Consider the following 20,710-nt stretch of genomic DNA (forward strand, 5'->3'; position numbering starts at 1 on the left):
ACCCATGAACAACCGTCGTCAATTTTTCGCCGGCGCCGCCGCCACCATGGCGGGCCTGTCCGTCGCCCGCTCCGCGCTCGCCGCCCTGCCCGAGCCCGTCATCCAGACCTCCGTCGACACCGCCCCGCCCCTGGTGCCGAACACCGGCCGCCCCTACAACCCCGTGGTCACGCTCAACGGCTGGAGCCTGCCCTGGCGCATGAACAACGGCGTCAAGGAATTCCACCTGGTCGCCGAGCCCGTGGTGCGCGAAGTCGCGCCCGGCTTCAAGGTGAACATGTGGGGCTACAACGGCCAGAGCCCGGGGCCGACCATCGAGGTCGTCGAGGGCGATCGCGTGCGCATCTTCGTCACCAACAAGCTGCCCGAGCACACCACCATCCACTGGCACGGCCAGCGCCTGCCCAGTGGCATGGACGGCGTGGGCGGTCTCACCCAGCCGCACATCCCGACGGGCAAGACCTTCGTCTATGAATTCGAAGCGCGCCGGCCCGGCACCTTCATGTACCACCCGCACGCCGACGAGATGGTGCAGATGGCGATGGGCATGATGGGCTTCTGGGTGACGCACCCCAAGGGCAAGCACCCGCACATCAGCGAGGTCGACCGCGACTTCTGCTTCCTGCTCAACGCCTTCGACGTGGAGCCCGGCAGCAAGACGCCCAAGGTCAACACCATGACCGACTTCAACATCTGGGCCTGGAACAGCCGCGTGTTTCCCGCCATCGACACGCTCAACGTGCGCCTCAACGACCGCGTGCGCATCCGCGTGGGCAACCTGACGATGACCAACCACCCCATCCACCTGCACGGCCACGAATTCCTGGTGACCGGCACCGACGGCGGCCCCACCCCGCCCGCCACCCGCTGGTACGAGGTGACCACCGATGTGGCCGTCGGCCAGATGCGGCAGATCGAGCTCGTCGCCGACGAGGAAGGCGACTGGGCCTTGCACTGCCACAAGAGCCACCACACCATGAACGCCATGGGGCACGACGTGCCCACCATGATCGGCGTGGACCACCGCGGACTGGTGAACAAGCTGCAGCGCGTGGCGCCCGATTACATGGTGATGGGCGAGCGTGGCATGGCCGACATGGGCGAGATGCAGATGCCCCTGCCCGACAACACCGCACCCATGATGAGCGGCACCGGCCAGTTCGGCCCGCTCGAGATGGGCGGCATGTTCAGCGTGTTCAAGGTGCGCAAGGACCAGAAGCCCGGGGACTACAAAGACCCGGGCCCCTACCAGTTCCCGCCGGGCACCGTGGCCTACGAATGGACGGGTGCCGCCCCAGCCGCACCCAGCGCGCCCGCAGCCAGCCGCGGCGGCAAGGCCGTTGCCACCGCGGTGAAGCCCACGCACAGCGACAAGCACCACTGACGCCGCCAAATCCCTTCCATCGATCGTTCACCTTATTGGAGATCTCATGACACTTCGCACCGCCGCCCTGCTCCTGTCCCTGGCCTCGCTCACCACCCTGGCGGCCGCCCACGGCAACGAGGAACACAAGAAAGCCATGCCGGTCAGGATGGAGCAAAAACCCTGGGGCATCGCTGGCGACCCCAAGGCGGTGAGCCGCACCATCGAGATCGGCATGACCGATGCCATGCGCTTCACGCCCGACAAGCTGGAGGTGCGACAGGGGGAGACCATCCGTTTCGTGCACACCAACTCCGGCAAGGTGATGCACGAGTTCGTGCTGGGCACGAAACAGGAACTCGACGAGCACGCGGCGCTGATGAAGAAGTTCCCGGGCATGGAGCACGATGAACCCTACATGTCCCACGTGGCCCCGGGCAAGCGCGGCGAGATCGTCTGGCGATTCAACCGCGCCGGCGAGTTCGACTTCGCCTGCCTGCTGCCCGGCCACTACGAGGCCGGCATGGTCGGCAAGATCAAGGTCGTGGCCAAGTGAGCCACCGGCCGTTCCGTTTCATTCTCAGGAGCCACCCCATGAACAAGACCACCCCTGCCCTCGCCCTCGCCGCCCTGCTCTCGCTGGCACCGCACGCCTTTGCCCAAGGCATGGACCACGGCAAGACGGGATCGGGCCATGGCGGCATGATGGCCACGCAGAACCTCCCGCCGGCCGAGGCGGAAGTGCGCCGCATCGACAAGGACAGCGGCAAGATCACCCTTCGGCACGGCGCGATCAAGAACATGGACATGCCGCCCATGACCATGGTCTTCTCGGTGCGCGACAAGGCCATGCTCGACGGCATCGCCGTGGGCGACAAGGTGGAGTTCACTGCGGTGCAGGACAAAGGCCAGATGGTGGTCGAATCGATCAAGCCTCTCAAGCCATAAAAAATGGCTTGACCTTGACACCATGTCAGACCCGAGCATTGGCTTTCGTCACCTCAACCCAGTCGGAAAGCCCATGAACTCCCTTGTTTCGCCCCTGACCGGGGCCCGCTTGCCCAACGCCGCGCAGAGCTTCGAATTCGAGATCGAGGGCATGACCTGCGCCTCCTGCGTCGGCCGGGTCGAAAAGGCCCTGAAGGCCGTGCCCGGCGTGAGTGAGGCCGAGGTCAACCTGGCCACCGAGCGCGCCACGGTGCGCGCCACCGGCGCCACCGCGCCCCAGCTGATGGCCGCCGTGGAAAAGGCCGGCTACACCGCCCAGCCTCACGAAGAAGCGGCGACGAGCGCGCACGCAGCCCACAAGGGCAGCGAACCCTGGTGGCCGGTGGCGCTGGCCGCGCTGCTGTCGCTGCCGCTGGTGCTGCCCATGGTGGCCATGCTGTTCGGCCGCGACTGGGCCCTCGATGGCTGGCTGCAACTGGCCCTGGCCACGCCGGTGCAGTTCTGGCTGGGCGCGCGCTTCTACCGCGCCGGCTGGAAAGCGCTGCGCGCGGGCACCGGCAACATGGACCTGCTGGTGGCCCTGGGCACCAGCGCGGGCTACGGCCTGAGCCTGTACCTGCTGTTCAAGCATGCGGAACACGGCACGCCGCACCTGTACTTCGAGGCCTCGGCGGTGGTCATCACGCTGGTGCTGCTGGGCAAGTGGCTGGAGGCCCGCGCCAAGCGCCAGACCACCGCCGCCATCGCGGCGCTCAATGCGCTCAAGCCCGAGATCGCCCGCGTGCGCACGCCCGACGGCGACGTGGACCTGCCCCTGGCCCGCGTGAAGGTGGGCGACGTGGTGATCGTGCGCCCCGGCGAGCGCGTGCCGGTGGACGGCACCGTGCTCAGCGGCGCGAGCCAGGTGGACGAGTCGCTCATCACGGGCGAGAGCCTGCCGGTCGCCAAACACACGGGCGACAAGGTGACCGGCGGCGCCGTCAACGCCGATGGCCTGCTGGAAGTGGAAACCACCGCTGTCGGCGCCGAGTCCACACTCTCGCGCATCGTGCGCCTGGTGGAATCGGCCCAGGCGAAGAAGGCGCCCATCCAGCGCATCGTGGACCGCGTGAGCGCGGTGTTCGTGCCGGTGGTGCTGGTGCTGGCGCTGGTCACGCTGCTCGGCTGGGGCGTGCTCACGGGCGACTGGGAGCGCGCCATCCTCAACGCCGTGGCGGTGCTGGTGATCGCCTGCCCCTGCGCGCTGGGCCTGGCCACGCCCACGGCCATCATGGCCGGCACCGGCGTGGCCGCGCGCCAGGGCATCCTGATCAAGGACGCCGAGGCGCTGGAGGTGGCGCACCGCGTGGACACGGTGGCCTTCGACAAGACCGGCACGCTGACCGAGGGCCGGCCGCAGCTCGTGGCCAGCCTGGCCGCGGCCGGGCATGAGGCCGATCTGATCCCCTGGAGCCTGGCCTTGCAGGCCGGCAGCGAACACCCGCTGGCGCGCGCCGTGCTGGAGTCGCCCCAGGCCGCGGGCCTGACGCCGCTGCCGGCCAGCCAGCTGCGCGCGGTGCCGGGGCGCGGCATGTCGGCGCAGGTGCAAGGCCGTTCGCTGCACCTGGGCAGCCCGCGCTTCATGCAGGAGCTCGGCGTCGACACCGCGGCCTTGGCCGCGCAGGCGCGGCGTCTGCAGGACGAAGGACGCACCGTGTCCTGGCTGGCCGACGCGACGCAGTCGCCGCAACTGGTGGGCCTGCTGGCCTTCGGCGACGCGCCCAAGGCCAGCGCGGCGCGCGCCGTCGAGCGCCTGCACGGCATGGGCGTGCGCACGGTGATGCTGACGGGCGACAACCGGGGCGCCGCCGCGGCCGTGGGCCAGCGCCTGGGCATCGCCCGCATCGAGGCCGAGGTGCTGCCCGCCGACAAGGCCGGCATCGTGAGCGGCCTGAAACAGGGCGGGCATGCGGTGGCCATGGTGGGCGACGGCATCAACGACGCCCCGGCCCTGGCCTCGGCCGACGTGGGCATCGCCATGTCGACCGGCACCGACGTGGCCATGCACGCGGCCGGCATCACGTTGATGCGCGGCGACCCGGCCCTGGTGGCCGACGCGATCGACATCTCGCGCCGCACCTATCGCAAGATCCGCCAGAACCTGTTCTGGGCCTTCGCCTACAACGTGATCGGCATCCCTTTGGCGGCGGCCGGCCTGCTCAACCCGATGGTGGCCGGCGCGGCCATGGCGCTGAGCAGCGTGAGCGTGGTGAGCAACGCCCTGCTGTTGCGCGGCTGGCGGCGCTGAGGGCTCAGTGGCCACGCGCCGTGGCCATGACGCTCAGCGCCCCATGCCCTCGCGCTCCATCAGCAGGTAGGTGTTGTAGGCGTTGATGCGATTGGCCACACCGAACAGCGGCAGCGATTCGAAGCGCGACCAGTCGGTGCGCGCGTAGGCGTCCTCGAAGGGTTCGAGGTTCCTGGCGGCCTCGCCCATGGCCTGCCGCAGATGGACGAGGTAGTCGCGGGTCAACTGCAGATCCGCGACAGACTGATCGGACACCGGCCCATGGCCCGGCACCAGCAGGCGCGGCTGCAAGGCCAGCAAACGGTCCAGCGAGCGGATCCAGCCGCTGCTGTCGGCCAGGCCCACGAAGGGAATGCGCCCGCGAAACACCAGGTCGCCCGCGAACAGCACGCCCGTGCGCTCATGCAGCACCACCAGGTCCTCGGGCGTGTGGGCCGGGCCGGCGAGCTGCAGGCGGAAACGCTCGCCGCCCAACTCGAGCACGGTGTCGGCCTGCAGCCAGCGGTCGGCCGGCACCAGGTGCGTGCGCTCGTCGATCCAGGGCGCCAGCTCTTCCCGGCTGGCCTGCAGGCGCAGGCGCGCCGTGTCGGAGGCCAGGTAATCACGCCCCTGCTCCACCGCCACGATGGTGGCGCCCGCCGCCTTGAAGCGCTGCAGGCCGTAGATGTGGTCCGCGTGGTAGTGCGTCACGATCACGTAGCGCACCGGCTGCGGCGTGACCCGCGCGATCTCGGCCAGCAGCTCGTCGGCCAGCGCCGGTGAGCCCAGCGCGTCGATGACCACCACGCCCTCGCGCGTGACGACGAAGGCCGCGTTGGAGATGAAGTTGCGGTTGGCCGGCGAACCCAGCGCCGCCGCGCCCTGGGCGAACCAGGTGTCCGGCGCCACCGGCTGCGCGCGCAGCGGGGCTTGCGCCAGGGCTTCGGAGAGCGTGAGCAGGCCCAATGACAGGCGCCACAGCAGGCCCGGGACGGTGCGGCGAAGGGAATAGCAGAACATAAGCAATGGCGAATGTATCAGCGCGAGCGCGCGCTGGCGAGCCCCCACCGGCGCGACCGCTGGCTTGTTTCTTGCACCCTGCCCCAGGGGCCACTGACCGAGGGAAACACCTGCCCTTTTGGAGCCAGCACCCCAGAAGCCCAGACCTACAATCCCGCCTACTTCGCACCAGCCGGATGGCCGGCTGGGCGGCAACCGAGATCTCTCATGAAACACGCTGTCCTGTATTCCGCCCTTGTCGCCGCGGTGGCCCTGTCGGCCTGCGGCAAGAAAGAGGAAGCGGCGCCCGCCGCAGCGCCGGCCCCAGCCGCTGCCCCCGCCGCCGCCCCGGCCCCGGCCGCTCTGCCGGAACTCAAGGTCGCCATCGACCCGACCTACGAGCCCTTCACCTTCAAGACCGCCGACGGCAAGCCCACCGGCTTCGACGTCGACATCGCCGAGGCCCTGTGCAAGGAAATCAAGCGCCAGTGTGTCTTCGTCGAACAGGTCTGGGACAGCATGATCCCCGGCCTGCAGGCCAAGAAGTACGACGCGATCATCAGCTCCATGTCCATCACCGAGGAGCGCCTGCAGGTCGTCGACTTCACGGACAAGTACTACTTCACGCCCAGCCGCATCGTGGTGAAGAACGGCACGGCCTACACCGACCCGGCCTCGCTCAAGGGCAAGAAGATCGGCGTGCTCAAGGGCAGCACGCAAGAGAAGTACGCCATGGCCGAGCTCAAGCCCTCCGGCGCGAACATCGTGCCCTACGAAGCGCAGGACCAGGTCTACCTGGACATCAAGTCCGGCCGCCTCGACGGCACCGTGGCCGACCAGGTGGAAGTCAACGGCGGCTTCCTGAGCAAGCCCGAGGGCAAGGACTACGGCTTCGTCGGCCCCGTGCTGGACGACCCCAAGTACTACGGCACCGGGGTCGGCGTGGCGCTGCGCAAGGGCGAGACCGCGCTCAAGGACGAGCTGAACGCCGCCATCAAGGCCATCCGCTCCAACGGCGTCTACGACACCGTCAGCAAGAAGTACTTCGACTTCGACGTGTACGGCAAGTAAGCCAGGCGCGTGTTGTCCGGCTACTACCAGTCCATCCTGCAAGGCGCCCTGCTCACCGTGGGCGTCTCACTGGCCGCCCTTGTGGTGGCCATTTTGTTGGGCCTGGTCGGCGCGGTGGCCAAGCTCTCGGGCCGCCGCGCCCTGGTGTGGCTGGCCACGGCGTACACCACGGTGGTGCGCGGCGTGCCCGAACTCGTGCTCATGCTGCTCATCTTCTACGGCGGCACCATCGGCCTGAACCACCTGCTCGAGGCCATGGGCAGCCGCCGCACAGTGGACATCAACCCCTTCGCGGCCGGCGTGCTCACCATCGGCTTCATCTACGGCGCTTACATGACGGAGACCTTCCGCGGCGCCATCCTGGCGATCCCGCGCGGGCAGATGGAAGCGGCCTGGGCCTTCGGCATGGGGCCGGTGCGCACCTTCCTGCGCATCACCGCGCCGCAGATGGTGCGCTACGCCATCCCCGGCTTCACCAACAACTGGCTGGTGCTCATCAAGGCCACGGCCCTGGTCAGCCTGATCGGCCTGCACGAGATGACTTACCTGGCCAAGCAGGCCAGCGCGGCCACGCGCGAGCCCTTCACCTTCTTCCTGTTCGCGGCCGGGCTGTTCCTCGTCTACACCTCGGTGTCGCTGTGGGCGCTGCGCTGGGTCAACCGGCGCTTCAGCCTGGGCGTGAAACGATGAGCCCCCACGCTTCTCACTTCGTGTATCCGCTGCCCCCCGGGGGGGCGCAGGCCGTCCTTGGGGCGGCCCGGCGGACGGCCTGAGTGCAACGACATGCGTTGGGACATCATCTTCCAACCCGCCCACCTCGCCATGTACGGCGAGGGCGTGCTCACCACCCTGAGCCTGCTGCTGTCCTGCCTGGCCATCGGCGGCGTGCTGGCGGTGGTGTTCGCGCTGGCGCTCACGCAGGGCCCCGCACCGCTGCGCTGGCTCGTCGGCGCGTACACCTACGTGATCCGCGGCACGCCGCTGCTGATCCAGATGTACATGATCTATTACGGGCTGGCCCAGCTCGAATGGATCCAGGCGCGCTGGGACGCCGTGTGGCCCTGGACGATGTTCAAGGACGCCTTCTTCTGTGCCCTGCTCGCCTTCAGCCTCAACACCGCGGGGTACACGGCCGAGATGCTGGCGGGCTCCATCCGCGAGACGGCGGCCGGCGAGATCGAGGCCGCGCAGGCCATGGGCATGGGCCGCTGGCAGGCGCTGCGGCGCATCGTGCTGCCCAGTGCCATGCGCCGCACCCTGCCCGCCTACAGCAACGAGGTGGTGATGATGCTGCACAGCACCAGCCTGGCCAGCGCCGTGCCGGCCATGCTGGACGTGACGGCCGCCGCCAGCCGCATCTACTCCGACTTCTACCTGCCCTTCGAGGCCTACATCTTCGCGGCCGCCATCTACCTCACCATCACCTTCACCCTGGTGGGCGTGTTCAAGCTGAGCGAGCGGCACTTCCTCGCCCACCTGGCGCCGCGCGCGCACTGAGCCCCCACTGAGCTATCGTGTGTCCACCATGGAACGGCGCGAACACCCCCTGTTGAGCCCGAGCCTGGGCAGCCAGAAGCAGCTGGTGTCCTTCCGTTATGGGGCGGCCGACGCCCGCCCCAAGGTCTACTTGCAAGCGAGCCTGCACGCCGAAGAACTGCCCGGCATGCTGGTGGCGCACCACCTGCGCCCCCTGCTCGAGGCCGCCGAGCGCGCCGGCCGCCTGCGCGGGCAGGTGGTGCTGGTGCCGGCGGCCAACCCCATCGGCCTGTCGCAGCGGCTCAACCACCGCGCCATGGGCCGCTTCGAGTTCGGCACCGCGCAGAACTTCAACCGCCACTACCCCAAGCTCGCGGACGCGGTGTTCGACGCGGTGCGCGATCGCCTCGGCCCGGACCCGGCCGCCAACGTGGCCCTGGTGCGCCGCGCCGCCACCGACTGGCTCCAGGCCTGGCAGCCCGCGAGCGAACTCGACAGCCTGCGCCGCCAGCTCTTCCTGCTGGCGCACGACGCCGACGTGGTGCTCGACCTGCACTGCGACTGGGAGGCCGTGCTGCACCTGTACGCCGAAGAGGCCTGCTGGCCGCCGCTGGCACCGCTGGCCTGGCTGCTCGGTTGCCGCGCGGTGCTGCTGGCGCGCGACTCGGGCGGCGAACCCTTCGACGAATCGCTCTCGGGCCTGTGGTGGCGCCTGGCCGAGCGCCTGCGGGACGAGGGCATCACCCACCCCCTGCCGCAGGGCTGCGCCAGTGCCACGGTGGAACTGCGCGGCGAGGCCGACGTGTCGCACGCGCACGCGCAGGCCGATGCGAAGGCCCTCATGGCGTACCTGCAGCACCTGGGCGTGATCGACGGGCCCGCGCCCGCGATTCCCGCGCCCTCGTGCCAGGCCACGCCGCTGGCGGGTTCCGAGACGCTGCACAGCCCCGTGGCGGGCGTGGTGGTGTTCAGCGCCCGCCCGGGCGACACGCTCGCCGCGGGCGAGCTGGTGGCCGAGATCATCGACCCCACGGCGCCTGGCGCCTCGCGCGTGCACCGCGTCACCGCCGGCGTGGCCGGCGTGCTCTACGCCGCCATCGGCGAACGTTATGTCGTGGCCGGCGGCGAGCTCTGCAAGATCGCCGGCGCCACGCCGTTCCGCACCGGGCACCTGCTCGGCGCCTGACCCAGCCTTCACCCATGACATCGACCGCCCCCTCCCCCGCGGCCGCCGCGCCCCTGCTGGCCGTGCACGACATCCACAAGCGCTTCGGCCAGAACGAGGTGCTCAAGGGCGTGTCGCTCGAAGCGCGCGCGGGCGACGTGATCAGCCTGATCGGCAGCTCCGGCTCGGGCAAGAGCACCCTGCTTCGCTGCATCAACCTGCTGGAGAGGCCCAACGCGGGGCGCATCGTGCTCGGCGGCGAAGAACTCAAGCTCGCGCCCGACCGGCACGGCGAGCTGCACGCCATCGACGCCAAACAACTGCAGCGCCTGCGCACGCGCCTGGCCATGGTGTTCCAGCACTTCAACCTGTGGGCGCACATGACCGTGCTGCAGAACATCATCGAGGCACCGGTGCACGTGCTGGGTGTGCCGCGCGAGCAGGCGGTGCAGACGGCGCGCAAGTACCTGGAGCGCGTGGGCCTGGCTGGCGTGGAAGACCGCTACCCCTCGCACATGAGCGGTGGCCAGCAGCAGCGCGTGGCCATCGCGCGCGCGCTGGCGGTGGAGCCGGCGGTGATGCTGTTCGACGAGCCCACCTCCGCGCTCGACCCCGAGCTGGTGGGCGAGGTGCTGCGCGTGATGCGCCTGCTGGCCGAGGAAGGCCGCACCATGGTGGTGGTGACGCACGAGATGGGCTTCGCGCGCGAGGTGTCCTCGCACCTCATCTTCCTGCACAAGGGCTGCATCGAGGAACAGGGCGTGCCGCGGGAGGTGCTGGCGGCGCCCAAGAGCGAGCGGCTGGCCCAGTTCCTCAAGGGCAACTTGAAGTAAGCCGCGCCCGGCTCAGGGCGTCATCTCCATCTGGCTCGCCCACTTGGGCGGCCTTAGGCTCAGGTTGCGGTGGCCGTTGGCCAGCCAGGTGGCGCTCATGTCGCGGTAGCGGCTGGAGAACACGTTGCCGCTCTGCCCCGTCTGGTAGATGAAGCGCGAGCGGTCGAGGTCGGCCAGGTCGTAGATCGCGCGCAGGCTGGCCGCGTGGCGGTTGGCGAAGGGTGCGTCCGCCTTGTCCAAGTGGTACTGGCCCACGTTGACCGTGAAGGGGTCGCCGCCGGTGGGCTCGCGCACCTCGAAGAACCGCGCCAGCGGCTTCACGTTGGAAAACGGCCGGTGCACCGAGATCGCCGGGTGCGCGTCGCCCCAGCGCCAGGCCGCCACGTCGGTGCCGTGCGTGGCCGACAGCCTGTCCAGCGCGCGCGAGAAAGCCTCGCCCGAGGCGTGCACACAGCCCTGCACGCCGCACCAGGCGCGCTTGTCGCTCTCCAGGAAACCTTCCACCGCCTGACGGAACAGGCGCTTGCCATACAGCGCCTCGAAGCGCTCCTTGCCCAGGCGCTGGCCGATCACGCCGCGCGTGAACTCGTCGATCCAGGCCGTGTAGATCAGCGGCGCGGCCGAGTCGGCGCGCATTACACCGTCAAAGCCCTGCAGCGCGGCGCGCGCGGGCTCGGCCAGCGGGTGCGTGGACGGTGCCGTCAAGAGGTGCGGCAGCAGCCGCAGCGTGGCCTCGGCGCGCTGGTCGCCCTGGATGGCGCGCATGCTGGCCACGTCGTGCTTGGGCGTGGCTTCCAGCAGGGTCTCGATGCGCTGCTGGCGGTATGGCGGCGCCCAGTCCTGCGTGATGAAGTGCGGGTAGTCGGCCGCGTGGATGCGCTGGTTGGCGGTGGCGATCCAGCCGCGCGCGCCATCGTCCTGTGGCGTGTCGGCATAGGGCAGCCAGCCCGTCCAGTCGTAGCGCGGCTCCCAGCCCGGCGCGGGCGCCACGCCGCGGATGTCGTTGTCCGCCGCGCGCAGTGGCACGCGCCCCGCGGCCTTGTAGGCGATGCGCCCGGTGCGGTCGGCCATCACGATGCTCTGCATCGGCGCGCGGAAGGTGGCGAACGCGGCCAGCAGCTCCTCCACGCTCTGCGCGCGGTTGGACGCCAGCGTGGCGGCCACGTTGTCCTCGTCGTCCAGCGCGGTCCAGCGCAGTGCGAGCACGAAGCGCGTGGTGTCGATGACCTTGCCGTGCTGCTCCTGCGCGTCGCTGAGCACCGGGCCGTGGCGCGTGTGGCGCACCAGGTGCGTCACGTCGGCCTGCCCTTTCACGCGGATGGTCTCGGCGCGCACGGTGAACGGTGCCCAGGCGGGCTCGCCGTTGGCCGAGGGCACGCGGTACTCGCCCGTGTTGGCGGGGTTGATCTGCTCCAGGTAGAGGTCCTGCACGTCGGGCCCGGTGTTGGTGAAGCCCCAGGCCACGCCGGCCGTGCGGCCCAGCACCACGAAGGGCGTGCCCGGCAGCGTGGCGCCGATCACGTCCATGCCCTTGAGCCCGCCCGCGTCGGGCGCCTGCAGGCGCGCGAAGTACCAGATGGCGGGCGCGCTCAGGCCCAGGTGCGGGTCGTTGGCCAGCAGCGGCTGGCCGCTTTTCGTGCGCGAACCGGCCACCACCCAGTTGTTGGAGCCCTTGTTCTCGTTGAAACCGAAACTGGCGGTCCAGTCGCGCAGGTCCAGCGCGATGCGCTCGCGCCAGCCGGCGTCCTCGCTCGCGGATGGCGCCTGCGAGGTGGTGGTGCCATTGCCCGTGCCATTCCCCGTGCCATTGCCCGCGCCGTTCACCTTGAACACACCCAGCTCGCGGTACAGCCGGCCCAGGTCGGCCGTGGCGGCGGGCGCCTCGCCCGGGTACGGCGGGAACAGTTCCCACAGCGCGGGCGTGTCCAGCACCTGCAGCGCGGACAGGCGCGCGAACTCGTTGCCCCAGTTGCCGCCCAGGTCCAGCGCCATCATGATCGACCAGCCCACGCTGTCGGCCGGGTCCCACCAGGCGCCGCGTTTCGCCTCCTCGCGCGGGTCCACGCCCAGCACCAGGAACTCGGGCGTGAGCGCCTGTTCGCTGCTGGCGAAGAAGGCGTTGACGCCCGCGCTGTACGCCTCCACGGCGGCCTTCGCATCGGGCGGCAGCGTGGCCAGTTGGCGCTGCGCCACCTGGCGGATGCCCAGGGTGCGCATGAGCTTGTCGGTCTCCAGCGTGGCCGGGCCCAGGAACTCGGACAAGGTGCCGCGCATGACGGCGCGGTTGAAGGCCAGTTGCCAGCCGCGCTCCTGCGCGTGCACGTAGCCCAGCGCCATCCAGGCGTCGCGCGGGCCCTGCGCCAGGATGTGCGTCACGTCGCTGCCGTCGCGGTTGATCTGCACCGGCGCGGCCAGCCCGCTCACCTGCAACTGGCCCTCGGTCTGCGGCAAGGTCTGCCGCGCGTACCACAGGCCCAGAGCGGCGACCAGCACGAGCAGCAGGCCGATCAGGGTGGCGAAGCGGCGTATCCAGCGCATGGAGTTCTCACGGATTTATGACGAGCCGCGAGGATATACCCCACCCAGTGCCCCCGAGGGCCGGGATGTCACGCAGGTGAAGGAGGTGAGGCGCTGGTCAGCGCGCGCTGGCAGCCGCGTTGCGGGCCAGGGCCATGCTGCCGTCCATGAGCTTGTAGCTCACGGTGGGCGCGCTGAAATCGGAGAACGGCGCGCCCAGCGAAATCTCGCCGTCGCTGTGCAGCACACAGTCCTGGCGGCGCAGTTGCACCACCGAATCGCTGCCGCCGAAGCGCACCCAGGTGCCGTAGCTGCTCACGTCTTCCAGCACGTAGTTGCCCGAGCGCAGGCCGATGGTGGCGTGCATGCGCGAGACGCGCGGGTCGCTCACCACGAAGCTGGCTTCGGGCACGCGGCCGATGCGCAGCGGCAGTTCGCTGGAGCCGAAGGCGCGCGTGGCGTCGAGCCAGGCGAGTTCGATGCCCGCAAAATCAGAGTCGTCCTTGGGCGCGAGGGCGTGCAGGTCGGCCGGCACGGTGAGGAATTCGGACTGCATGTCGGCCTGCCACTCGATGCGGAACACCTCGCAGGGATCGACCTTGCCCTTGATGCGCATGGCCCCGAGGTTGCGGCTGCGCACCAGCGAACGCGGCTCGAGCTTCTGGATGACGGTGTCGCTGGCGAAGATCTGCTCGGGCCCGGCCAGGTCGCTCAGGCGCGAGGCCAGGTTCACCGCGTCGCCGAAGCAGTCGCCGTCCACCCACACCACCGGGCCGCGCGCCAGGCCGATCTGCATGAGCAATTTGAGATGGGCCGGCCATTGCTGCACGCGCTTGCCGTGCTCCTGCTGGATCTGGACCATGGAATCGACGGCCGCGCGGTTGTCCGCGAAGGCCATCAGCACGCCGTCGCCCAGCATCTTCACCACGGTGCCGCCGTTGGCCTGGCCACGCGCGCCGATCCACTGGGTCAGCTTGGTGACCGCCTTGGTGGCCCGGTCGTTGCCCAATGTCTCGAACACGGACGTGCTACCGGTGAGGTCGACAAAGGCGATCGTGAGTTCGGGCATGGGGCGGGAAAACCTGCGGACCATTAGAGCATGGCCTCACGAGCAGATCGTTACATCCTCAACCGATGCAAGTGCCCTTTGCGCGTCGCGAATGGCCGCGCCGGGTGTGTCCTTACGGCAACAATGAATGCAAAAGCGTTAGTTGTCTCAGGTAGTGCATGAAACTCCTGCGCTAACGGCATGATTTGCTGTTGTTTTTTCCGATGTATCAGGGCTTGCGTGATTGCATCGACATACTTCAAGCCGTATTCTGACCCTCCCTTTCGTGTGACGGAACTCTCAAGCCCATGCGCTGGTTCAAGCCAAGTCTCCGCAACAGCATCTCGGCCCTGCTAGGGCCGAGTGCGCGCGCTGACGACGAGGACGAACTGGAGCCCGTGCGGGAGGCCATGCTGGCGGTGCTGGGTGAAGAAGGCGCGCGCCTGAACCCGTCCCTCAAGCGGCGCCTGAAGTTCATGCACGACGCGCACAGCCTCTGGTATGCGCGCGGCGAACTGGTCGCGGTGCTCAGCCGCGTGCACGGTGAGGCGCTGGCGGTGCACCGCGTGCAAGGCCTCTCGCCGGTGTTCCAGGGCCTGGTGCCCAAGGCCCTGATCGACGCCTCGCGCATTCGACGCGTCTGAGCCAAACCACCTCAGGGGTGGTGATGGTGCTCGTGGCCCCAGAAGATCAGTGCGTCGCGCCCCTCTACCACCACGTCCACCGTGCGCCCCACCGGCAGCAGCACCTTGGTCGGCACATGCCCGAACGGCAGGCCCGTGTAGATCGGGGTTTTCGTCTTTGACCGCAGCCAGTCGGTCACGGTCTTGAGGGAGAAGCCGCGGTCGTAGCCCGGCACCGGTTTGAAGCGGTTGAACGCGCCCAGCAGCACCGCCTTCTGCGCGTCCAGCACGCCCGCCAGCAGCAATTGCGTCAGTTGGCGCTCCAGGCGGTACGGGTGCTCGCCCACGTCTTCCAGGAACAGCACCCCGCCCTTCACCGCCGGCAGGTACGGTGTGCCCACCAGCGAACACAGCACGCTCAGGTTGCCGCCCCACAGGGTGGCCCCGTGCACGTGCCGCTTGGGTTTGGCGGCGTGTGCCTTGGCATCGGCCAGCGGCAGCGTCCAGCCCGAGCCCTCGGCCGAGCCGTCGAGCAGGTCGCCGAAGCAGGCCAGCATGATCTCGTCGGGTTCGGACTCGGTGCCGAAGTCCTCGCCCAGGGCAGGGCCGGCCCAGGTGGTGGCACCGGTTTTGGCGAACAGCGCGAGCTGCAGCGCGGTGAAGTCGCTCAGGCCCACGAAGCGCGTGCCCTTGTCGATGGCTTTCGCGAGGGCCTTGTACGGCAGCTCGGGCAGGATGCGCGTGAGCCCGTAGCCACCGCGCGAGATCAGCGCCACGTCGGCGCCGCTGGCCGCGGCGCGGCCAATGGCGGCCAGGCGCGTGGCGTCGTCGCCCGCAAAACGCATGTGGGCGCGCAGCGCGTCGGTGTCGATCTCGACCTCGTGGCCCAGGGCCTTGAGGCGCTGGACGCCGCGGCGAAAGGCGGCCTTGTCGCGCACGGCGCTGGCGGGGGAATAGATGTAGATGTGGCTCATGGCTTGGAAGCAGAAAAATGGGTCAGGGCCGCGCGCGCGATGGGCTCGCCGTGCTCCTGCACGAAGTGACCGGCCTGCGGCAGCAGCAGCGGTTCGGGGCAGCCGCGAATGTCCTCGCGCAGCGCGCGCATCACCGGCTCGCCAAGCACCGGGTCCTGCTGGCCGATCGCCATGAGGCTCTGGCCCCGCCACTGTTCGCGCCAGAAGCGGCGCGCCTCGCGGCCCGTGGCGGCGCCGTCGCTGTCCGAGAATTCGGGAACCATCGGCGGGAAGGCGCGCAGAGCGGCGCGGTGGCCGCGGTCGGGGAACGGCGCGTCGTAGGCCGCGCATTCGGCCTCGCTCATCTGCGGGTTGCCGCGCGCGAACAGGCGGCTTACCGAGAAGTCGGGTTTGCTCGCGCACATCTCGCGCCAGGCCAGGAAGCCGGGCGACAGCGGCGCCTCGCCAGTGGCGAGCGTGGTGTTCATCAGCAGCACGCCACGGTAGCGATCGGGCGCGGCCATGGGCAGCGTCAGGCCCAGCAGGCCGCCCCAGTCCTGCACCACGAGCACCACCTCGCGCAGGTCCAGGCGCTCCACGAATTCCAGCAGCACCTGGCGGTGCCAGGTGAAGGAATGGGCGCCGTCCTTCTTGGGTTTGTCGCTCTTGCCGAAGCCGATGAGGTCGGGCGTGACCACGCGGTGCCCCGCGCCGAGGAACACCGGAATCATGTGGCGGTAGAGGTAGCTCCAGGCCGGGTTGCCGTGCAGGCAGAGCCAGGTCAGCGGGGCATCGCGGGGGCCTTCGTCGAGGTAGTGCAGGCGCAGTCCGTCGAGCGCTGGCAGGTCGCTCAGGTAGTGCGGTGCCCAGGGGTAGCCGGGCAGGTGCTCGAACGCGGCCTCGGGTGTGCGCAGCGCGTCCTCGCGCAGGGGATGGGGGTTCATGCGGCGCTCCTTGAAGAAATCGCGCAACAGCGCGGCACCCGCCTCGGCCAGCACGCCGCCTTGCACCTGCGTCTGGTGGTTCAGTTGCGCCTGCGCGAAGAGGTCGATCACCGAACCCGCCGCGCCGGTCTTGGGGTCGGCCGCACCGTACACCACGCGGGCCAGCCGCGCGTGCAACATGGCGCCGCTGCACATGGCGCAGGGCTCCAGCGTCACGTAGAGGGTGCAGCCGTCGAGCCGGTAGTTGCCCAGGCGGCGCGCGCCTTCGCGCAGGGCCACCATTTCGGCGTGAGCGCTCGGGTCGTGCGAGCCGATGGGCGCGTTGCGGCCGGTGGCGACGACGGCGCCGTCCTTCACCAGCACGGCCCCCACGGGCACCTCCCCCGCCTCGGCGGCGGCGCGGGCCTCGTCCAGCGCCAGGCGCATGAAGGCTTCGTCGCGGTCCGGGCTCGGCGTCATGCGGGCGAGTGTAGGCGAGCGCCATGAAGCGATCTCAAGGCCTCTCGCGCTCTGGCATGATCCCGGGTTGCCCAGGGAAAACCCTCAAGAATGTCCACCACCCGCGCGAGCGGCCGGCTGTGGGAGCTCGACGCGCTGCGCGGCCTCATGCTGGTGCTCATGACCCTCACCCACATGCCCACCGGCTTCTCGCCGGTGCTGAGCCAGCCCTTCGGCTTCGTCTCGGCGGCGGAAGGCTTCGTGTTCCTGTCGGCGCTGTTGGCGGGGCGCGTTTATGGCGCGCGGGCCGAGCGCCTGGGCTTCGCGGAGTTGCGCGGCGGCCTGTGGCGGCGCGCCGGCCAGCTCTACCTGTGCCAGGTAGCGCTGCTGCTGCTGGCCTTCACGCTCATCGCCTGGCTGGGCGTGGTGCGCCACCAAGGCGGCGTCACGGGGCTGCTCGAGTACTTCTTCATCGACCGCGCCACCGCCGTGGGCGCGGCGCTGGTGCTGCTGCACAACCCGCCGCTGCTGGACGTGCTGCCGCTCTACATCCTCTTCATGCTGGTCACGCCCTGGCTGCTGGCGCACGGCCGCCGCCACGGCTGGCGCGGCCTGCTGTGCGCCAGCCTGCTGCTGTGGCTGGCCGAGCAGTGGGGCCTGGGCGCGGCCCTGCACGGCCTGGCACGCGCGGCCGGCTGGCCCGTGCCCTACCGCGACATGGGCGCCTTCCACCTGTTCGCCTGGCAACTGCTGTGGGTGGTGGGGCTGTGGCTGGGCACGCGCCGCACGCCCTGGCCGCGCCCGCGCTGGTGGGCCTGGGGCCCGGCGCTGCTGCTGGCGGCGGCTGCCCTGCTGTGGCGCCACATGGTGGGGCAAGACCCCATGCCCGGCGTGCCGGCGGTGGCCGCGCTGTTCGACAAATGGTCGCTGGGCCCGCTGCGCCTGCTCAACGGCGCCTGCCTCGTCGCCTTGCTGCTGGCCAGCGCGCCGCTGTGGCGCGCGCTGCCGCGCCCGCTGCCGCTGGAACTGCTGGGCCGCCAGTCGCTGCCGGTGTTCTGCGCCCATCTGGTCATCGTGTTGTTCACGCTGGCCTTCTTCGGCTCCATCCAGACCCTGCGGCCCTGGGGCACCGACGCCCTGCTGCTGGCCTCTGCCTTCGCGGGCCTGTTCGCGGTGGCGCTGGCCGCGCAGTGGCGCGACCAGGGCGGCCGCCTGCGCCCCCTGCTGGCCAGCGCTCCGCGCTGAGTCCCCCGGACGCCGCGCGCGGGGAACTTCACCCCCTGCCCGGCGCTCCAGCCAAGCAGAGTCTGCCCGCCTGCTGGCCCTGAATGGCCCATGCCCGGCAAGCCAGGCTGTGCGTCTCCTCACCCCCGCCTGCGCCATGCAATCCACGGACACCCGTCGCTGGGAGCTCGACGCCTTGCGCGGCCTGATGCTCATCCTGATGGCGACGACCCACCTGCCGACGCGCTACGCCTCGGCCCTGGGTCAGCCCCTGGGCTTCGTGTCGGCGGCCGAAGGCTTCGTGTTTCTGTCGGCCTACATGGCCGGCCTGGTGTACGCCGCCCGAGGCCGGCGCGACGGCGACACCGCCATGCGCCAGGCCTTCTGGGGTCGCGCCGTGGCCCTCTATGCCTGCCAGATCGCCCTGCTGGGCTTCGCATTCACGGTGATCGCCGGGCTGGCCGTGGCGGGGCGCCAGCCCGCCGTCACCGACCTGCTGGCCTTCTACCTCGAGCAGCCGCTCACCGCCTTGCTCAGCGCGGCGCTGCTGCTTTACAACCCGGCGCTGCTGGACATCCTGCCGATCTACATCGTGTTCATGGTGGTCAGCCCGCTGGTCATCCTGCACGGGCGGCGCGGCGCCTGGGGGTGGATGCTGGGCCTGAGCCTGGCGCTGTGGGTCGGCGCGCAGTTCGGCCTGGGCCCCGCGCTGTACCGGGCCGCCTTGCAACTGGTGGCGCTGCCCGTGCGCTACCACGACATGGGCGCCTTCGAGATCCTGGCCTGGCAGTTCGTGTGGATGCTGGGGCTGTGGATGGGCGCCACCCACCACGAGCCCGGTCAGGCGCCGTCCCCGCGCGCGCCGCGCTGGATGCTGGCACTGGCGCTGTCGCTTGCCCTGGTGTGTTTCGTCTGGCGCCATCTGGTCGGCCAGGAGCCCTTGCCGGGCGTGCCCGTGGTCAACCTGATGTTCGACAAGTGGACCCTGGGCCCGCTGCGCCTGCTGAACTTCCTGGCCCTGTTGCTGCTGGTGGTCCACTTCGGCCCCCGGCTGCGGCAGGCCTTGCCGCGCCTGCGCGCGCTCGAACTGCTGGGGCGGGCCGCGCTGCCTGTGTTCTGCGCCCACCTGGTGATCTCGCTGGTGGCGCTGGCACTGCTGGGCGAGGCCACGGACCGGCGTTCCTGGTGGGTCGACACCGCCGTGCTGGTGGGCGGCCTGGCCGGTCTGTGGGCAGTGGCCTGGGCCAGCCGGGGCCTGGACCGCCTGCGCCAGCGCCCCCGCGCGAAGGACCGGCGCCGCGCGGCCGTCAGAGCTTCAGACGCGCCGAGATGAGGTCGCGCCAGACGCCGTAGCCGGTGGCGTTGAGGTGCAGGCGGTCGGCGCCGAAGAGCTCGCCCCGGGGCCGGCCCGCTTCGTCGAGCATGGCGCTGTGCACGTCGATGAAATCGAGCTGGGGGTGGCCGTCGGTGTAGGCCTTGATCAGCCGGTTGGTGGCCTGGATCGCGGGCAGCAGCGATTCGCGCGCCGGGCTGGGTTTGATCGAGACGAAAGCGATGCGGGTGGCCGGCGCCGCCTGCAGCACCTGCTGCACGAAGCGTTCGTAGCGCAGCAGCACCTCGGCCGGCGTGGCGCCCTCGTCCAGGTCGTTCTCGCCCGCGTACAGCACCACCTGGCGGGCCTGGTAGGGCAGCACCAGCCGGTCGATGAAGGCCACGCAATCGGCCAGGCGCGAGCCGCCGAAACCGCGCTTGATGACCACCGGCTGCTGCTGGAAGGCGGCCTCCAGCTTGTCCCACAGGCGGATGGAGGAACTGCCCACGAACAGCACGCCGCCAGGCTCGGGGCGGGACAGGCGGTCCTGCTCGGCGAAGGCCTGCAGGCTGGCGCGCCAGCGCAGCTCGGCCGCCAGCGGGTCGAATACGGAGCGCGCCACCGGCGGCGCCACAACGGCGGGCGGCAGGTTCACCAGGCGCTCGACCGCGCTGGTGGTGGCGAAGCCGGCGGGCAGCGCCACGGGCGCCGCAGGGCCGGCCGGTTGCGCCCCCGCCAGCGGGGTGAGCGCGGCGCCCAGCGCGCACACGGCGAGCCGGCGACGCAGCGAAAAACGATCGCTCATGATGGTTCGGTGGTTCCCAGGTTCAGCCGGCGCATCCAGCCCGCCAGGGCCTGCTCCTGCTCGCCGCCCTGCTCGTACAGGCTCAGCATCGCCGCGTGGGATTCGCGGCGGTGCTGGTTGAGTTTTACCTTGCAACGAAGTTCCAGCACCCGCAGCTCGAAGGCGTGGATGCCCTGCATCAGCTTGTGCTGGAAGTCCTCGGGCAGGGCGCGCCACTGCTCGGCGTAGGCCGGGTCGTGCTCGTGGATGAGGTGCTTGAGCAGGCGGTCCTTGTCGTCGAAGGCGTCGATGAAGCGCGCCTCGACGCGCGCCTGCACCGTGAGGTAGTTCCAGGTCGGCACGCGCTGCACGTCCGGGTAGACGCGCGGCGTCATGTAGGCGTGCGGGCCGTTGAACACCGCCAGGGCCTGCGGCCGCTCGCGCAGGTGCGCCGCCTGCGGATTGGGCCGGGCCACATGGCCCAGCAGGGTCAGGCCTGTCGTCCCCTCGCCCTCTTCCACCACGTGCAGCGGCAGCGGGGTGAGGAAGGGAAAGCCTTCATCGTCGGTGGTGATGAGCTGCGCGAAGGGGTGCGCGCGCATCAGCGACAGCGCGATCGCGGGGTCCGTGGCGGCGAACTGGGGCGGAAGGTACATGGCGTCGGCGGCCTCGGGCCGTGGCACCCGGGACATCGGCGAATTGTTTCATATGCCATCGGCCACGGCACCCTGTGTGTTGCGCCTGTC

General features: G+C 70.2%; 19 protein-coding genes. 12 read left to right on the forward strand and 7 right to left on the reverse strand.

Annotated features, from left to right (window positions below):
- The first annotated feature begins 4 nt into the window (after window positions 1–4).
- The 4 genes from VLG41_RS07855 (at window position 5) to VLG41_RS07870 (ending at window position 4,598) form a co-directional block, all read left to right on the forward strand.
- Window positions 5–1,384 (forward strand): copper oxidase, encoded by a 1,380-nt coding sequence (locus VLG41_RS07855; RefSeq protein ID WP_325348837.1) that lies wholly within the window; start codon window positions 5–7, stop codon window positions 1,382–1,384.
- A 46-nt stretch (window positions 1,385–1,430) separates the two neighbouring features.
- Window positions 1,431–1,919, forward strand: coding sequence for a cupredoxin family protein (locus VLG41_RS07860; RefSeq protein ID WP_325348838.1), 489 nt, complete (start codon window positions 1,431–1,433; stop codon window positions 1,917–1,919).
- A 38-nt stretch (window positions 1,920–1,957) separates the two neighbouring features.
- Window positions 1,958–2,311 carry a copper-binding protein gene (locus VLG41_RS07865; protein ID WP_325348839.1) on the forward strand — a complete coding sequence of 118 codons (354 nt, stop codon included), beginning with the start codon at window positions 1,958–1,960 and terminating at the stop codon, window positions 2,309–2,311.
- Window positions 2,312–2,384: 73 nt separating this feature from the next.
- Window positions 2,385–4,598 (forward strand): heavy metal translocating P-type ATPase, encoded by a 2,214-nt coding sequence (locus tag VLG41_RS07870; RefSeq protein WP_325348840.1) that lies wholly within the window; start codon window positions 2,385–2,387, stop codon window positions 4,596–4,598.
- A gap of 33 nt (window positions 4,599–4,631) precedes the next feature.
- Here VLG41_RS07870 and VLG41_RS07875 read toward each other — a convergent pair whose 3' ends face one another.
- On the reverse strand, window positions 4,632–5,597 hold the full coding sequence (locus tag VLG41_RS07875) for an MBL fold metallo-hydrolase (RefSeq protein ID WP_325348841.1): 966 nt from the start codon (window positions 5,595–5,597) through the stop codon (window positions 4,632–4,634).
- Between the two features lie 207 nt (window positions 5,598–5,804).
- Between VLG41_RS07875 and VLG41_RS07880 the strand changes: the two genes are divergently transcribed.
- The 5 genes from VLG41_RS07880 to VLG41_RS07900 all read left to right on the forward strand — a co-directional run bounded on the left by VLG41_RS07880 (window position 5,805) and on the right by VLG41_RS07900 (window position 10,121).
- Window positions 5,805–6,647: an ABC transporter substrate-binding protein gene (locus VLG41_RS07880; RefSeq protein ID WP_325348842.1), complete on the forward strand. Its 843-nt coding sequence runs from the start codon at window positions 5,805–5,807 to the stop codon at window positions 6,645–6,647.
- 9 nt (window positions 6,648–6,656) lie between these two features.
- Window positions 6,657–7,337 (forward strand): ABC transporter permease, encoded by a 681-nt coding sequence (locus VLG41_RS07885; protein WP_414652466.1) that lies wholly within the window; start codon window positions 6,657–6,659, stop codon window positions 7,335–7,337.
- A 93-nt stretch (window positions 7,338–7,430) separates the two neighbouring features.
- Entirely contained in the window at window positions 7,431–8,144 is a 714-nt protein-coding gene (locus VLG41_RS07890; protein WP_325348843.1) for an ABC transporter permease subunit, read from the forward strand.
- A gap of 28 nt (window positions 8,145–8,172) precedes the next feature.
- Window positions 8,173–9,309 (forward strand): succinylglutamate desuccinylase/aspartoacylase family protein, encoded by a 1,137-nt coding sequence (locus VLG41_RS07895; RefSeq protein WP_325348870.1) that lies wholly within the window; start codon window positions 8,173–8,175, stop codon window positions 9,307–9,309.
- Window positions 9,310–9,323: 14 nt separating this feature from the next.
- Entirely contained in the window at window positions 9,324–10,121 is a 798-nt protein-coding gene (locus VLG41_RS07900) for an ABC transporter ATP-binding protein (protein ID WP_325348844.1), read from the forward strand.
- 12 nt (window positions 10,122–10,133) lie between these two features.
- Here VLG41_RS07900 and VLG41_RS07905 read toward each other — a convergent pair whose 3' ends face one another.
- Window positions 10,134–12,659 (reverse strand): penicillin acylase family protein, encoded by a 2,526-nt coding sequence (locus VLG41_RS07905; RefSeq protein ID WP_325348845.1) that lies wholly within the window; start codon window positions 12,657–12,659, stop codon window positions 10,134–10,136.
- A 97-nt stretch (window positions 12,660–12,756) separates the two neighbouring features.
- Window positions 12,757–13,707 (reverse strand): adenylate/guanylate cyclase domain-containing protein, encoded by a 951-nt coding sequence (locus tag VLG41_RS07910; protein WP_325348846.1) that lies wholly within the window; start codon window positions 13,705–13,707, stop codon window positions 12,757–12,759.
- Window positions 13,708–13,994: 287 nt separating this feature from the next.
- Between VLG41_RS07910 and VLG41_RS07915 the strand changes: the two genes are divergently transcribed.
- A complete protein-coding gene (locus tag VLG41_RS07915) occupies window positions 13,995–14,330 on the forward strand; it encodes a hypothetical protein (RefSeq protein WP_291021707.1) in 336 nt (111 codons plus the stop codon).
- A gap of 11 nt (window positions 14,331–14,341) precedes the next feature.
- Here the strand turns inward: VLG41_RS07915 and VLG41_RS07920 are convergent, their stop codons facing one another.
- On the reverse strand, window positions 14,342–15,283 hold the full coding sequence (locus tag VLG41_RS07920; protein WP_325348847.1) for an LD-carboxypeptidase: 942 nt from the start codon (window positions 15,281–15,283) through the stop codon (window positions 14,342–14,344).
- Window positions 15,280–16,665, reverse strand: coding sequence for a tRNA adenosine(34) deaminase TadA (tadA, locus tag VLG41_RS07925; protein WP_325348848.1), 1,386 nt, complete (start codon window positions 16,663–16,665; stop codon window positions 15,280–15,282). The genes VLG41_RS07920 and tadA overlap by 4 nt, the downstream gene beginning before the upstream one ends.
- Window positions 16,666–16,755: 90 nt before the next feature.
- Here tadA and opgC (VLG41_RS07930) point away from each other — a divergent pair, with 90 nt between their 5' ends.
- Together opgC (VLG41_RS07930) and opgC (VLG41_RS07935) are read left to right on the forward strand one after the other, a co-directional pair.
- On the forward strand, window positions 16,756–17,889 hold the full coding sequence (gene opgC, locus VLG41_RS07930; RefSeq protein ID WP_325348849.1) for an OpgC domain-containing protein: 1,134 nt from the start codon (window positions 16,756–16,758) through the stop codon (window positions 17,887–17,889).
- A 136-nt stretch (window positions 17,890–18,025) separates the two neighbouring features.
- Complete coding sequence (opgC, locus tag VLG41_RS07935; protein WP_325348850.1) at window positions 18,026–19,201, forward strand: OpgC domain-containing protein; 1,176 nt, start codon at window positions 18,026–18,028, stop codon at window positions 19,199–19,201.
- Here opgC (VLG41_RS07935) and VLG41_RS07940 read toward each other — a convergent pair.
- Together VLG41_RS07940 and VLG41_RS07945 are read right to left on the reverse strand one after the other, a co-directional pair.
- A complete protein-coding gene (locus VLG41_RS07940) occupies window positions 19,176–19,985 on the reverse strand; it encodes a GDSL-type esterase/lipase family protein (protein WP_325348851.1) in 810 nt (269 codons plus the stop codon). The genes opgC (VLG41_RS07935) and VLG41_RS07940 overlap by 26 nt on opposite strands.
- The gene (locus VLG41_RS07945; protein WP_325348852.1) at window positions 19,982–20,620 is read right to left on the reverse strand and encodes an FMN-binding negative transcriptional regulator; all 639 of its coding nucleotides are present in this window, start codon (window positions 20,618–20,620) and stop codon (window positions 19,982–19,984) included. Before VLG41_RS07945 ends, VLG41_RS07940 begins: the two co-directional genes overlap by 4 nt.
- Between the last annotated feature and the right edge of the window lie 90 nt (window positions 20,621–20,710).

It is taken from the genome of Hydrogenophaga sp. (genome assembly GCF_035481345.1).
GTDB lineage: Bacteria > Pseudomonadota > Gammaproteobacteria > Burkholderiales > Burkholderiaceae_C > Hydrogenophaga.

Excerpts from the sequence above, each read along its gene's own strand:
- VLG41_RS07915 (WP_291021707.1), top strand. The coding sequence starts at position 13,995 with ATGCGCTGGTTCAAGCCAAGTCTCCGCAACAGCATCTCGGCCCTGCTA.
- VLG41_RS07940 (WP_325348851.1), bottom strand. The coding sequence starts at position 19,985 with ATGAGCGATCGTTTTTCGCTGCGTCGCCGGCTCGCCGTGTGCGCGCTG.
- VLG41_RS07875 (WP_325348841.1), bottom strand. The coding sequence starts at position 5,597 with ATGTTCTGCTATTCCCTTCGCCGCACCGTCCCGGGCCTGCTGTGGCGC.
- VLG41_RS07880 (WP_325348842.1), top strand. The coding sequence starts at position 5,805 with ATGAAACACGCTGTCCTGTATTCCGCCCTTGTCGCCGCGGTGGCCCTG.
- VLG41_RS07855 (WP_325348837.1), top strand. The coding sequence starts at position 5 with ATGAACAACCGTCGTCAATTTTTCGCCGGCGCCGCCGCCACCATGGCG.
- VLG41_RS07905 (WP_325348845.1), bottom strand. The coding sequence starts at position 12,659 with ATGCGCTGGATACGCCGCTTCGCCACCCTGATCGGCCTGCTGCTCGTG.
- VLG41_RS07910 (WP_325348846.1), bottom strand. The coding sequence starts at position 13,707 with ATGCCCGAACTCACGATCGCCTTTGTCGACCTCACCGGTAGCACGTCC.
- VLG41_RS07900 (WP_325348844.1), top strand. The coding sequence starts at position 9,324 with ATGACATCGACCGCCCCCTCCCCCGCGGCCGCCGCGCCCCTGCTGGCC.
- opgC (WP_325348849.1), top strand. The coding sequence starts at position 16,756 with ATGTCCACCACCCGCGCGAGCGGCCGGCTGTGGGAGCTCGACGCGCTG.
- VLG41_RS07865 (WP_325348839.1), top strand. The coding sequence starts at position 1,958 with ATGAACAAGACCACCCCTGCCCTCGCCCTCGCCGCCCTGCTCTCGCTG.
- VLG41_RS07870 (WP_325348840.1), top strand. The coding sequence starts at position 2,385 with ATGAACTCCCTTGTTTCGCCCCTGACCGGGGCCCGCTTGCCCAACGCC.
- VLG41_RS07890 (WP_325348843.1), top strand. The coding sequence starts at position 7,431 with ATGCGTTGGGACATCATCTTCCAACCCGCCCACCTCGCCATGTACGGC.
- VLG41_RS07945 (WP_325348852.1), bottom strand. The coding sequence starts at position 20,620 with ATGTACCTTCCGCCCCAGTTCGCCGCCACGGACCCCGCGATCGCGCTG.
- tadA (WP_325348848.1), bottom strand. The coding sequence starts at position 16,665 with ATGACGCCGAGCCCGGACCGCGACGAAGCCTTCATGCGCCTGGCGCTG.
- VLG41_RS07860 (WP_325348838.1), top strand. The coding sequence starts at position 1,431 with ATGACACTTCGCACCGCCGCCCTGCTCCTGTCCCTGGCCTCGCTCACC.
- VLG41_RS07895 (WP_325348870.1), top strand. The coding sequence starts at position 8,173 with ATGGAACGGCGCGAACACCCCCTGTTGAGCCCGAGCCTGGGCAGCCAG.
- opgC (WP_325348850.1), top strand. The coding sequence starts at position 18,026 with ATGCAATCCACGGACACCCGTCGCTGGGAGCTCGACGCCTTGCGCGGC.
- VLG41_RS07920 (WP_325348847.1), bottom strand. The coding sequence starts at position 15,283 with ATGAGCCACATCTACATCTATTCCCCCGCCAGCGCCGTGCGCGACAAG.